The organism is Ancylobacter sp. TW_SC_1 (assembly GCF_056836805.1).
Map to the genome: position 1 here is coordinate 4598235 of NZ_CM166365.1, position 11770 is coordinate 4610004.

At 69.8% G+C, this 11770-nt stretch carries 11 protein-coding genes and 2 tRNA genes; 8 read left to right on the forward strand and 5 right to left on the reverse strand.

Features of this window, described 5'->3' with window-relative positions:
• Window positions 1-23 precede the first annotated feature (23 nt).
• The 4 genes from AC1PZ7_RS21785 to AC1PZ7_RS21800 all read left to right on the forward strand — a co-directional run bounded on the left by AC1PZ7_RS21785 (window position 24) and on the right by AC1PZ7_RS21800 (window position 3955).
• A complete protein-coding gene (locus AC1PZ7_RS21785; RefSeq protein ID WP_482357275.1) occupies window positions 24-1910 on the forward strand; it encodes an ABC transporter permease in 1887 nt (628 codons plus the stop codon).
• Window positions 1907-2686, forward strand: coding sequence for an ABC transporter ATP-binding protein (locus tag AC1PZ7_RS21790; RefSeq protein WP_482357276.1), 780 nt, complete (start codon window positions 1907-1909; stop codon window positions 2684-2686). The genes AC1PZ7_RS21785 and AC1PZ7_RS21790 overlap by 4 nt, the downstream gene beginning before the upstream one ends.
• A complete protein-coding gene (locus AC1PZ7_RS21795) occupies window positions 2683-3408 on the forward strand; it encodes an ABC transporter ATP-binding protein (RefSeq protein ID WP_482357277.1) in 726 nt (241 codons plus the stop codon). The genes AC1PZ7_RS21790 and AC1PZ7_RS21795 overlap by 4 nt, the downstream gene beginning before the upstream one ends.
• Before the next feature lie 85 nt (window positions 3409-3493).
• On the forward strand, window positions 3494-3955 hold the full coding sequence (locus AC1PZ7_RS21800; protein WP_482357278.1) for a MarR family winged helix-turn-helix transcriptional regulator: 462 nt from the start codon (window positions 3494-3496) through the stop codon (window positions 3953-3955).
• Window positions 3956-4043: 88 nt separating this feature from the next.
• Here the strand turns inward: AC1PZ7_RS21800 and AC1PZ7_RS21805 are convergent, their stop codons facing one another.
• Both AC1PZ7_RS21805 and AC1PZ7_RS21810 read right to left on the reverse strand, forming a co-directional pair.
• Window positions 4044-4784, reverse strand: a complete 741-nt coding sequence (locus AC1PZ7_RS21805; RefSeq protein WP_482357279.1) for an aspartate/glutamate racemase family protein — start codon at window positions 4782-4784, stop codon at window positions 4044-4046.
• A gap of 52 nt (window positions 4785-4836) precedes the next feature.
• Window positions 4837-4911 (reverse strand) — tRNA-Gln (locus tag AC1PZ7_RS21810).
• A 176-nt stretch (window positions 4912-5087) separates the two neighbouring features.
• Here AC1PZ7_RS21810 and AC1PZ7_RS21815 point away from each other — a divergent pair.
• Window positions 5088-5164: transfer RNA gene (locus tag AC1PZ7_RS21815), tRNA-Pro, on the forward strand.
• A gap of 270 nt (window positions 5165-5434) precedes the next feature.
• Here the strand turns inward: AC1PZ7_RS21815 and AC1PZ7_RS21820 are convergent.
• Window positions 5435-6049 (reverse strand): carbonic anhydrase, encoded by a 615-nt coding sequence (locus AC1PZ7_RS21820; protein ID WP_482357280.1) that lies wholly within the window; start codon window positions 6047-6049, stop codon window positions 5435-5437.
• A gap of 148 nt (window positions 6050-6197) precedes the next feature.
• Between AC1PZ7_RS21820 and AC1PZ7_RS21825 the strand changes: the two genes are divergently transcribed.
• Complete coding sequence (locus AC1PZ7_RS21825) at window positions 6198-7109, forward strand: MBL fold metallo-hydrolase (RefSeq protein WP_482357281.1); 912 nt, start codon at window positions 6198-6200, stop codon at window positions 7107-7109.
• 6 nt (window positions 7110-7115) lie between these two features.
• Here the strand turns inward: AC1PZ7_RS21825 and AC1PZ7_RS21830 are convergent, their stop codons facing one another.
• Both AC1PZ7_RS21830 and AC1PZ7_RS21835 read right to left on the reverse strand, forming a co-directional pair.
• On the reverse strand, window positions 7116-7901 hold the full coding sequence (locus AC1PZ7_RS21830; RefSeq protein ID WP_482357282.1) for a DUF1499 domain-containing protein: 786 nt from the start codon (window positions 7899-7901) through the stop codon (window positions 7116-7118).
• Window positions 7902-7926: 25 nt separating this feature from the next.
• The gene (locus AC1PZ7_RS21835) at window positions 7927-8658 is read right to left on the reverse strand and encodes an HAD family hydrolase (protein WP_482357283.1); all 732 of its coding nucleotides are present in this window, start codon (window positions 8656-8658) and stop codon (window positions 7927-7929) included.
• Between the two features lie 46 nt (window positions 8659-8704).
• On the opposite strand from AC1PZ7_RS21835, the gene AC1PZ7_RS21840 reads away from it, so the two are divergent.
• The gene (locus tag AC1PZ7_RS21840; protein ID WP_482357284.1) at window positions 8705-10069 is read left to right on the forward strand and encodes an extensin-like domain-containing protein; all 1365 of its coding nucleotides are present in this window, start codon (window positions 8705-8707) and stop codon (window positions 10067-10069) included.
• Between the two features lie 91 nt (window positions 10070-10160).
• Window positions 10161-11543, forward strand: a complete 1383-nt coding sequence (locus AC1PZ7_RS21845) for an aminotransferase (RefSeq protein WP_482357285.1) — start codon at window positions 10161-10163, stop codon at window positions 11541-11543.
• Window positions 11544-11770 lie beyond the last annotated feature (227 nt).

The window sequence follows — 11770 nt, forward strand, 5'->3', positions numbered from 1 at the left end:
GCGCCGCGAGGCGGGAAGACGCGATGTCGCTCGACTCCCTTCTGTTCCAGGCGGTCAACGGCTTCGCCTCGGCCTCGGGTCTGTTCCTCGTCGCCGCCGGGCTGTCGATCATCTTCGGCGTCACCCGCATCGTGAACATGGCGCACGGCTCCTTCTACATGCTGGGGCTCTACATCGCCGTCACGCTGGCGCCGTGGCTGGGCGAGGCGTTCGGCGGCGCGGTCGGCTTCTGGGGCGGGATCGTCGGCGCCACCCTCGCCGTGGCGCTCATCGGCGCGCTGGTCGAGGTCGTGCTGCTGCGGCGCATCTATGCGGCGCCGGAGCTCTACCAGCTGCTCGCCACCTTCGCGCTGCTGCTGGTGATCAACGACGCCGCGCTGTTCGTATGGGGGCCGGAGGACATTCTCGGGCCGCGCGCCCCGGGGCTGTCGGGCTCGGTCGAGCTGCTCGGCCGGCGGCTGCCGCAATACGACGTCTTCCTCGCGCTGATCGGCCCCGCCGTGCTGGTCGGACTGCACCTGCTGCTGCGGAAGACCCGCTTCGGCCGGCTGATCCGCGCCGCCACGCAGGACCGCGAGATGGTCGCCGCGCTCGGCATCAACGAGGCGCTGCTGTTCACCGCCGTCTTCGCGCTCGGCACCGGCATTGCCGGCTTCGGCGGTGCGCTGCAGATGGCACGCGAGCCGGCGAGCCTTTCCATCGACCTTTCCGTGCTGGGCGACGCGTTCGTCGTCGTCGTGGTCGGCGGCATGGGCTCCATACGGGGGGCCTATCTCGCCGCCCTGCTGGTGGCGGAGGTGAAGGCGCTGTGCACCGCGCTCGGCGTCGTCGAGATCGCCGGCCACGCCTTCAACATGTCGCGCCTGACCCTGGTGGCGGAGTTCCTGGTCATGGCGGTGGTTCTCGTCCTGCGTCCGCACGGCCTGTTCGGCCGACCCCAGCCGGCGGCGCAGCGGCGCGGCGAGATCGAGCCGCCGCTCGTCCCGCTCGGCCGGCAGGGGCGTGCCCTTGCGCTGGTGGTCCTCGCCCTGTTCGCCGCGGTGCCGCTGGTCGGCCAGTTCGTCAGCTACGCGCCGGTTCTGGCGCTGGACATGGTGATCGCCGCGCTGTTTGCCGCTTCGCTGCATTTCATCACGGGACCCGGCGGGCTGGCCTCGTTCGGCCACGCCGCCTATTTCGGGCTCGGTGCCTACGGCACCGCCTTCGCCGCCACCCGGCTCGGCCTGCCGACGCCGCTCGCCTTCGCCGCTGGCATCGCCATAGCGGCCCTCGGAGCGGCGCTGTTCGGCTGGTTCTGCGTCCGGCTGGAGGGCGTGTACTTCGCCATGCTTACCCTCGCCTTCGCGCAGATCGTGTGGTCCATCGTCCATCAGTGGGAGGACGTCACCGGCGGCTCCAACGGCCTGTTCGGCGCGTGGCCCGACGCGCCGTTCGACAGCCCGGCAGGCCTCTATCTCGCCGCCCTGACGGTAACGCTCGGCGGGCTGGTCCTGATCCGCCGTCTCGTCTTTGCCCCCCTCGGCCTCGCCCTGCGCGCCGGGCGCGATTCGCGCCTGCGGGCGGAAGCCAGCGGCATTCCGGTGGCGCGGGTGCGCTGGCTCGCCTTCGCCGTATCCGGCATGCTGTGCGGCGCGGCGGGCGGACTGTTCACCTTCGCCAAGGGGTCGATCTCGCCGGAGGCGATCTCGGTCGGGCGCTCGATCGACGGGCTCGTCATGGTGCTGCTCGGCGGCGTGCAGAGCCTGATGGGTCCTCTCGTCGGCGCCGGCACCTTCACCCTGCTGCAGGACATGGTGATGCGCGAGAGCGACTATTGGCGGGCGCTGCTCGGCCTGCTCATCCTCGCCGTGGTGCTGCTGTTTCCCTTCGGCATCGCCGGCGGCCTGCGCCGCCTCCGGAGCGCCCGATGAACGCCGCCGCCGTACCCGTGCTGGAGGTCCGGGGACTGACCAAGCACTATGGCGGCGTGCGCGCGCTCGACGCGGTGAGCTTTGCCATCGCACCAGGCGAATTGCTGGCGCTGATCGGCCCCAACGGCGCCGGCAAGTCGACCTGCTTCAACATCGTCAACGGCCAGCTCCGGCCGGACGCCGGAACGGTAGACCTGCTCGGCCGCGACATTACCGGACGCCCGCCGCGCGCCATCTCGCGGCTCGGTGTCGGGCGCACCTTCCAGGTCGCCGCCGTGTTCGGCTCGATGACTGCGGTGGAGAACGTGCAGATGGCGCTGATCGCTGCCCGCGATGGTGTCTTCGGCTTCTGGAAGCCGGCGCGGAGCATCGCCCGCGACGAGGCGCTCGACCTGCTCGAGCAGACCGGCATGAGCGCGCACGCCGAACGTCCCGCCGCCGCGCTCGCCTATGGCGACGTGAAGCGGCTTGAACTCGCCATGGCGCTCGCCGGCGCGCCGCGGCTGCTGCTCATGGACGAGCCCACCGCCGGCATGTCGGCAACCGAGCGGCACGACATGATCGCGCTGGTACGGCGCCTGACGCTCGCCCACGGGCTCGCCGTGCTGTTCACCGAGCATTCGATGGATGTGGTGTTCGGCCATGCCGACCGCGTCGTGGTGCTGGCGGGCGGTCGCCTGATCGCCGATGGCGACGTCGAGACAGTCCGCAACGACCCCTTGGTGCGCGAGGTCTATCTCGGCGGCACCCGGCCGGTGCGGGAGGCCACGCCATGACCGCGCCCATGCTGGAGATCGATGGGCTCGACGCCTGGTACGGCGCGGCGCAGATCCTGTTCGGCCTGTCGCTGAAGGTCGAGGCGGGCGAGGCGGTCGCGCTGGTCGGACGCAACGGCGCGGGCAAGTCGACCACGATGAAGGCGATCCTCGGGCTCGTGCGCCGCCGGGCGCGGCTCATCGCTTTCCGGGGGCGCGATATTTCCACTCTGCCAACCTATCTGATCGCCCGAAGCGGAGTTGGCTACGTACCCGAGGACCGTCGCATCTTCGCCGAGCTGACGGTGTCGGAGAACCTCGATCTGGGATACCGCGCCGGTGATGCGCGCGGGAATGTGCCGATCTGGTCGCGCGAGGCGGTCTTCGAGCTGTTTCCCCATCTGGCCGGACTGCGGAACCGTCCCGGCGGGCAGATGTCCGGCGGCGAGCAGCAGATGCTGGCGGTCGCCCGGGCGCTTGTGGGCAACCCCTCCCTGCTGCTGCTGGACGAACCTTCCGAGGGTGTCGCCCCAATTATTGTTGAACAAATGATCGATGCCCTGGCGCATCTCAAGGCGAACGGCCTGTCGCTTTTGATTTCCGAGCAGAACTCCAGCCTGTGCAAGGCGATATGCAGTCGTGCCTATGTCATGGAGCAAGGTGAAGTGCATTGGCAGGGCGCCATGAAGGCGCTGCCGGAGACTGCAGGACCGACGCCAATCTTTGATACCGGCGCGGCATAATAAGAAATGCCTGACTATTACATTTGCGAGCCGGCTCAATTGTGCTCTGATAGAGTGACGGTAATATGTGGGGGAAGTGAGGCCAATGGGTGCGGGCGGCCCTGACGAGACTGCCAACATCATGACTCCGCAGGAGCACTCCTACCGGCTCGACGAGCAGGTCGGTTTTCTCATGCGCATTGCGAGCCAGCGCCATACGGCCTTGTTCGCCGCACGCATGATCGAGGGACTGACGCCCCCGCAATTCGCCACGCTCGCGAAACTGCGGGAGATGGGCCCCTGCTCGCAGAACCGCCTGGGACGGCTGGTCTATCTCGACGCCGCCACCATCAAGGGGGTGGTCGACCGGCTGCGTGCGCGCGGCTTCGTGCTGACCGCCGATGACCCGCTCGACCGCCGGCGGCGTGCAGTCGGCCTTTCCGACCGCGGCCGCGCCGTCGCCGATGCCGCCGTCGTCGTGGCGCAGGAAATAAGCGAGGCCACCCTTGAGCCCCTCACGCCGGCCGAGCGCGAGCAGATGGTCCAGCTGCTCCGCAAGCTCGGCTGACCGGCCAGGGCCCGTTGACCGGCTAAAGCCCGTTGAATCGCGAGCACTTTCCTACCGCGCCGGTGATTCCACCTGATCGGGAAGGGCTCTAGCCGCCGCGCGGCGCAAAATCGGCCAGCCGGCCGACATAGGGCTTGGCGCGCGGCGCCGCATAGGCCCCCGCCTTCGACGTCGCCAGCCCGGCCCGCACGAGCCCCTCGGCCAGCACGACGGCGCTCGCCACGCCATCGATCACCGGCACGCCATGCGCCTCGCCCAGCGCGCGGGCGAGGTCCGCCATGCCGGCACAGCCCAGCACGATGGCCTCCGCCCGGTCCTCACGGACGGCGCGGCCGATTTCGGCGGAGATTCGCGCCCGGGCGTCCGAAGCGGGATCCTCCAGTTCGAGCACCGCCACCTCCGAGGCCCGCACGGCGACGCACCGCCGATCGAGGCCCGAGCGCATCAGATTGGCCTCGATGACCGGAATCGAGCGCGACAGCGTCGTCACCACGGAGAATCGGTGAGCGATGAGGGTCGCCAGGTGAAATCCGGCCTCGCCGATGCCGACCACCGGCGCCGCGGCCAGGCTGCGCGCCGCATCGAGGCCGGTATCGTCGAAGCAGGCGATGATATGTGCGTCGACCCGGGCGGTCTCCGCCTCGGCGATGGCCGCCAGCAGCCCGGGCAGCGCCAGCGCGTCGTCATAGTGCCCCTCGATCGAGGCCGGCCCCATGCTGGAGGTCGCGTCCACTATCTGCGTGCCCGGCGCCGCCACCGCCCGCGCGGCTGCCGCGATCTTGTCGGTCATGGAGCGGGTGGTGTTGGGATTGACGAGATGAATGCGCAAGGAAGGCACCGCCGCGTAACGACCTGGGGACAAATCAACCTAGCACGCGGCCTGGCTGGGGCGGGAGGATTCGAACCTCCGCATGGGGGAATCAAAATCCCCTGCCTTACCGCTTGGCGACGCCCCAACAGGCCGGGAACCCTGATCGGGTGCGGCCATGGGCGCGGACATAGCCACAGCTCGGCTCCGCTTTCAACCATGCGCAGCCCCGGAACGGAGTCCGTCATCCACAATCATCCACCGGCAAGCGGCACTCGCCCCTTGCGGCCCTCCGCATCTGCATGCTAGAGGCTCGCGCCGCGGCGGAGTGTAGCGCAGCCTGGTAGCGCACCTCGTTCGGGACGAGGGGGTCGCAGGTTCAAATCCTGCCACTCCGACCACTATTTCCCGAGACTATCCAATCCTGCCGAGCGACCGGATCACGATCCGGACCCGCCCCGGCGGGGCGGCGTCGCCAGCGGGCGGCAGCCGGCCATCGCCCTAAGCGCATCGTCCAGGCCATCCGCAAGGCCCGGCCGGTCACGTTGAGGCTACCTACACATCCCGGTGACGACAGCGGCCGAAAGCCGGCGACGGCTCCCGCCACCGGCCCATTCGTCGGCTATGGATCGTGGAGAGACGCAGAACCGCACCGGATGCCGGCAGAAGGCTCACGCCGGCGCGAACGTACCGTCGGCGCGCAGCCGCTCCAACACGCCCGTCGCCACCGCAAAATAGGCGCCCTGCAGCGCAAGCCGTCCCTCTTCCATCCGTTCGCGGATCCACGGGAAGGTCTCGAGGTTGCGCAGCGAGAGCTTGACGCACTGATATTCAAGAATGACCCGGCGCTCGGCGGGATCCTCGCTGAGGTTCAGCGCGATGTCGCGCGCCGGCTGGGCGATGCGGATCCAGTCGGGCAGGAAGTCCTGCGCCTGCGCCGGCGCCCCGTCGAGCAGCGCGCCGGCACCGCCGCACAAGGCGTGGCCGAGCACGACGATCTCCTTGACCTCCAGCACCCGCACGGCGAACTCGATCGCCGCGCTGGTGCCGTGGTGGTCGTGGTCGGGCGTCGTGTAGGGCGGCACCAGATTGGCGACATTGCGCACCACGAAGAGCTCTCCGGGGCCGGCATCGAAGATCATGCTGGGATCGACGCGGCTGTCCGAGCAGGCGATGATCAAGGTCTGCGGCCGCTGTCCGCGCGCCGCGAGCCGTTCGAACAGCGCCTTGCGTTCCGGCCACGCGGTCGCACGAAATCGACGATAGCCATCGAGCAGTTTGTCCATCCGTCACCCTTGCGATAGGCAGGCCGCGCAGTAGCTGAATAGCTGTGCTGGCGTCGGCACGCAAACAGGTCGTGCCCGACCGAGCCGCGCGCGACCACGCGCGGTGCTGCGGGCGGCCCGGCAGGCGACTTTTGGTGAGGAGGCGGAGATGGCAGAGGACATTCCCTTCGAGCGACGCTTCGAGGCGGTGCCGGGCGTGGCGGAAGAGGTTGCGTCCGGCGTGCGGCGCGTGCTCGCGCCCAATCCCGGCCCCTTCACCTTCACCGGCACCTGCAGCTACATCGTCGGCGAGGGCGAGGTGGCGATCATCGACCCCGGCCCGGACGACCCCGCCCATCTCGCCGCGCTGCTCGACGCGGTGCGCGGCGAGCGGGTGACGCACATCTTCCTCACCCACACCCATCGCGACCACAGCGGCGCGCTGGCGGCGCTGAAGGCGGCGACCGGCGCCCCGACCCATGCGGAAGGGCCGCACCGCGCCGCGCGTCCTCTGCATGCACAGGAGAGCAACACGCTGGACGCCGCCGGCGACCGTTCCTTCCTGCCCGACGTCGCCCTCGCCGACGGCGCGCGGGTGGAGGGCGCCGGCTGGGCACTGACCGCGCTGGCGACACCCGGCCACACCGCCAACCACATGGCCTTCATCCTCGAACAGGAAGGGGCGATCTTCGTCGGCGACCATGTGATGGGCTGGTCCACCTCCATCGTCGCCCCGCCGGACGGCTCGATGAACGCCTACATGGAATCGCTGCGCCGGCTCGGTGAGCGGCCGGAGACCTTCTACCTGCCCGGCCATGGCGGGGTGGTGCGGCAGGGGCCCGCCTTCGTCGCCCGCTTCCTGCGCCACCGGCAGGCGCGCGAGACGGCGATCCTGCGCGCGCTGGAACGCGGGCCGCGCGAAATTCCGGACATCGTGCGGGCGATCTATTTCGGCCTCGATCCACGCCTTGCGGGTGCGGCCGGCCTTTCCACGCTGGCGCATCTGGAAGACCTCGTCGAGCGCGGCGACGTGCTCACCGAGGGGCCGGCCATGCTCGGCGGCCTCTACCGCCTGCCCTGAGCCGCGCTACTGGCGCAGCGGGCGGCCCTGCTGGTCGGCAAGCTCGGCGAAGAGCTGCGCGATGCGTCGCGCATTGGAGCCGAAGTCGCGGTCGCCGCTGCGCGCCGTCGAGCGCATGTCGACCCGCGTGCCGGTCGCCGTGCGCCGTACCCGGATCACCAGATCGTCGCGCAACCCGAAGGGCAGGCCGCGCGCGACCGCCTCGATCCGCCCGTCGCGGTCGCCGCGCGGCGGCACGGCATCGACGACCAGCCATTTGTGGCGCGTCACCAGCGACATCAGCACGCGGTAGATCTCGTCGGGCGGCGCGTCGAACGTGATCGGCTTGATGCCGGGATAGAGGTCGAGCTGCTCGGCCGCCAGCTTCTCGCCGGGATAGTCCAGGCTGTTGGCGGCGCGCGAGCGCACGGCGCTGAGCGTGACGAAGGCCGGCGGCTCGCTGGTGTCGGTGGTCACGTCCGGCAGGTTGCGCACCCCGACGCTGAGCGCCGCGACGGTCGCCGTCGGCAGGACCAGCACCAACGCCAGCGCCGCGGCGCCGATCACCCGGCCGAGGCCCTTCAGCCCCTCGTTCCAGATCACCACGAAGCCGGCGAAGGCCAGCAGCAGCGCCAGCACCGCCACCGCCACGCCCGCCAGAACGGTAAAGAGCGCGCTGCGGAAATCGAGCGTCTCGGTCACGTAGAGCATCGCGCCGATGAACGTGACCGGAAAGGCGAAGATGGCGGTGCGCAGGCTCCAGACGGCGAGCCGCGACATGCGCTCCTCGATGTAAAGCCGCCGGCGGATCATCAATGCGCGTTCCTCCGCTGCCCGGTCATGCCGCCGTCCCGGTCGCCAGCCCGGCGCCGCCGAGGATCATCTCGGCCAGCTCCTCCACCGTGTCAACGACGAGGTCGGCCTCATGGGCGAAGGCGTCCACCGAGCCCGGCCCGCAGCGCACGAGAACCGCCATGGCGCCGCCGGCGCGGGCGGTATCGAGATCGTGGCGGGTATCGCCCACCAGCGCAATGGCATGCGCCGGCAGGCCGGTCAGCGCACTGAAGGCCGCCACCATGCCCGGCGCCGGCTTCGAGCCATAGCCGGAATCATGGCCGTAGATCGCGCTCATATAGCGAGCGAAGCCGAGCCGGTCGGCCTGCAGGCGGGCACTTGGCTCGGCATCGTTGGTGGCGATGCCGAGCGGCAGGCCGCGTGCGTGCAGCCGCGCCAGCGTCTCTGCCGGACGACCGATCGGGGTGAGGAAGCGCTCGCCCTCCTCGCAGAACAGCATGTCGACTTCGTGGTAGAAGTCCGAATCCGCCGGACGGTCGAGAATCTCGGCCCAGAGCGGACCGTATTGACGCGAGGAACCGGCGATCAGCGGCGAGGTCTGCAGGAAGCGGTTCTCGTGGGGGAGATAATGGCTGATCTGATGGAGGCGCTCCAGCGCCGCGCCATCGCCCCTGGCGAGCCGGCGCATGACGGCCCCGGCGGCAGGGCCCCAGGTGCGGTCGAAATCGACAAGGGTGCCGTCCTTGTCGAACAGAATGGCGCTTGGGGCGTTCACGATAGGTCGCAATCCGGTTCGTGTCGGCAAGTAGAGGCCTGATAGCATGGAATTTCACCGCCTCCCATCGCGTCCCGGCCTCATCGGCCTTGCCGCGCTGGCGCTGCTCCTGGCCGCTCCCGCGCCTCTCGCCGCGGAGCCGGCGCAGGAGCTCAGGCAGTCCATCGACCAGGCCGGCACCGCCATCAACCGCCAGCTCGGCGGCTGGCTCGGCGTGGCACCCGAAAAGCCGGCCAAGCGCACGGCGAAAACCACGGCGCCCCGTCCGAAGGCGGCCGCCATTCCCCTGCCGACGCCGCGCCCGGCCGACCTCGACGGACAGGCCGCGGAAGCGACGCCTCGCACCGACGGCACGCCGGTTGCCGTCGAAGCCCGGATCACGGCGCCGGCGGTGTCCGCGCCCTTGACCCTTGCACCGCCATCGTCGGCCGTCGCGCCGCTCCAGCCCCGCCCGAGCCGGCGCCCCGATCCGGTCTCGCCGGCGCGGACGACGCTGCCGGAGCCGGAGGAGGAGGCCGATGCCACGTCGCCCGCCGCGGCGAATCTGGCCGGCGCGCCGACGGCCGGCGCTTCCGTGCCCCTGCCTCCCCCCGCCCCGGAACGGCAGATCGCGGCGCTGCCGCCGCCGAAGGAGGAACCTTCGGCGGAACCGGAATCACCTCCCGCCGCCGCGCCGATGGCGTCCGAGACGCTGCCCACCATCTGTCCGGAACTCTCCGGCGAGGATATCGGGGTGTTCACGCCCATCGTCGTCACCGCGACCAAGGCCGCGTGCACGGTCGATCGCGGGGTGAGCCTGTCGGCCGTGCGGATGAAGGATGGCCGGCTCGTCACGCTGGAGCCGGCGGCGGTGCTGCGCTGCGAAATGGCCGCCGCCGTCGCCCGCTGGCTGCGCGAGGGCGTCGAGCCGGCGGTCGCCAGCCTCGGTGCGCCGCTGGACAAGGTGCTGGTCGCCGCCTCGCAGCAATGCCGCCCGCGCAACCGCGTCGCCGGCGCCAAGGTGAGCGAGCACGGACGGGGCAATGCCATCGACACGCGCGGCTATGTGCTCAAGGACGGCCGCCGCTTCGTCATCGGCACGCCGGCCAAGGGCAGCGCCGAACTGCCGATGCCCGTCGCCTTCCAGGAGAGACTGAAGGACAGCGCCTGCGCCGACTTCACCACCATCCTCGGCCCCGGTTCGGACGGCTATCACGAGCTGCACCTGCATGTGGACCGGGCCGAACGGCGCTCGGGCATGGTGCTGTGCCGCTGGGCGGTCGCCGACCAGACGAAGCCCGTGCCCCGGCCGCCGGCCAGGGAGGAGGCAAAGATTCCGAACGCGGATGCCCCGAAAGATGCCGAGGCGACGGGCGATAGCCCGGCGCCGGAAGGCTCGGCCGAGTCGAAAGCGGGTGAAACACGTCAATAGGGGTGTGCTCAGACCAAGGGCGCGCTTTCGGCCGGCCGTCCGGCGATCTAGGGTGGGCGCCTGTTCCACCTCGGCCGCCGGAGTTGCTGCCATGCTCACCAATCTTCAGGCTCGCGATGTCGAGACGCTGATCCACCCCTACACCAACCTCGTCGCGGTGCGCGAGACGGGACCGCTGATCCTCGAGCGCGGCAAGGGCGTCTGGGTGTACGACGTCGACGGCAAGCCTTATCTCGAAGGCATGGCCGGCCTCTGGTGCACGGCGCTCGGCTACGGCAACGAGGAACTCGTCGAGGCGGCGGCGACGCAGATGCGCAAGCTGCCCTTCACCCACATCTTCGGCGGCAAGAGCCACGACCCCGCGATCGAGCTCGCGGAAAAGCTCAAGGAGATGGCCCCCGTGCCGATCTCCAAGGTGTTCTTCACCTGCTCCGGCTCGGAAGCCAACGACACCCAGATGAAGCTCGTCTGGTACATGAACAACGCGCTCGGCCGGCCGAAGAAGAAGAAGATCATCTCCCGCATGCGGGCCTATCACGGCGTCACCATCGCCTCGGCCTCGCTGACCGGCCTCGCCGGCAACCACAATGATTTCGACCTGCCGATCGCCGGCGTGCGGCACACCACCTGCCCGCATTATTACCGGCTCGCGGAAGAGGGCGAGAGCGAGGAGGATTTCGCCACCCGCCTCGCCGCCGACCTCGAGGCGCTGATCATCGCCGAGGGCCCCGAGACGGTCGCTGCCTTCATCGCCGAGCCGGTGCTGGGCGCCGGCGGCGTCATCGTGCCGCCGAAGACCTACTACCCGAAGATCCAGGAAGTGCTGAAGAAGTACGACGTCTTCTTCATCGCCGACGAGGTCATCACCGGCTTCGGCCGCCTCGGCACTGCCTTTGGCAGCGAGGCGATGGAGATGAAGCCCGACTCGATCTCGATCGCCAAGGCGCTGTCCTCGGCCTACCAGCCGATCGGCGGCGTGATGATTCCCGAGGACATGTATCAGGCCATGCTGCAGGAGAGCACCAAGCTCGGCAGCTTCGGCCACGGCTACACCTATTCGGGCCATCCGGTGGCGGCCGCCGTGGCGGTGAAGACGCTGGAGATCTATGAGCGCGAGAGCATCTTCGAGCGGGTGCGGGCGAAGATCCCGCAGTTCAGCGCCCGCCGCGCCGCGCTGGAAGACCATCCGCTGGTCGGCGAGGCGCGCGGGGCCGGCCTCGTCGCCGCGGTCGAGCTGGTGGCCGACAAGAAGTCCAAGCGACAGTTCGACCCCAAGCTGGGCATTGCCGCCAAATGCGTCGGCTTCTGCCAGCAGGAAGGGCTGATCCTGCGCAACGTGTTCGGCGACGCCGTCACCATCTGCCCGCCGCTTGTCATTTCGCCGGCCGAGATCGACGACCTGTTCGACCGCATCACCCGCGCACTCGACAAGACGCTCGACTACGTCGTGCGCGAGAACCTGCTGGCGGCGTGAGCCGACGGGGCGGGCGACGGCCCCCGCGGGTATCGCCCCCCGCGCCCCGATGAAGCCGTCATCCCGGCCCCGCAGCGCGGCGGAGAGCCGGGATCGCGTGAAGGAAAAAGAGCGGCCGGGGGTCCCGGATCGGCCTTTGGCCATCCGGGATGACGTCACAAAGGCATTCGTAACCAGGGCATCCGTAGCCAAGGCATCCGTCGGGTGGCGGAGACAAAAAAAGGGCG

What these genes read in the sequence shown, in the direction of transcription:
- AC1PZ7_RS21785 (WP_482357275.1), top strand. Translation starts at nt 24, where the DNA reads ATGTCGCTCGACTCCCTTCTGTTCCAGGCGGTCAACGGCTTCGCCTCG.
- AC1PZ7_RS21790 (WP_482357276.1), top strand. Translation starts at nt 1,907, where the DNA reads ATGAACGCCGCCGCCGTACCCGTGCTGGAGGTCCGGGGACTGACCAAG.
- AC1PZ7_RS21795 (WP_482357277.1), top strand. Translation starts at nt 2,683, where the DNA reads ATGACCGCGCCCATGCTGGAGATCGATGGGCTCGACGCCTGGTACGGC.
- AC1PZ7_RS21800 (WP_482357278.1), top strand. Translation starts at nt 3,494, where the DNA reads ATGGGTGCGGGCGGCCCTGACGAGACTGCCAACATCATGACTCCGCAG.
- AC1PZ7_RS21820 (WP_482357280.1), bottom strand. Translation starts at nt 6,049, where the DNA reads ATGGACAAACTGCTCGATGGCTATCGTCGATTTCGTGCGACCGCGTGG.
- AC1PZ7_RS21825 (WP_482357281.1), top strand. Translation starts at nt 6,198, where the DNA reads ATGGCAGAGGACATTCCCTTCGAGCGACGCTTCGAGGCGGTGCCGGGC.
- AC1PZ7_RS21830 (WP_482357282.1), bottom strand. Translation starts at nt 7,901, where the DNA reads ATGATCCGCCGGCGGCTTTACATCGAGGAGCGCATGTCGCGGCTCGCC.
- AC1PZ7_RS21840 (WP_482357284.1), top strand. Translation starts at nt 8,705, where the DNA reads ATGGAATTTCACCGCCTCCCATCGCGTCCCGGCCTCATCGGCCTTGCC.
- AC1PZ7_RS21845 (WP_482357285.1), top strand. Translation starts at nt 10,161, where the DNA reads ATGCTCACCAATCTTCAGGCTCGCGATGTCGAGACGCTGATCCACCCC.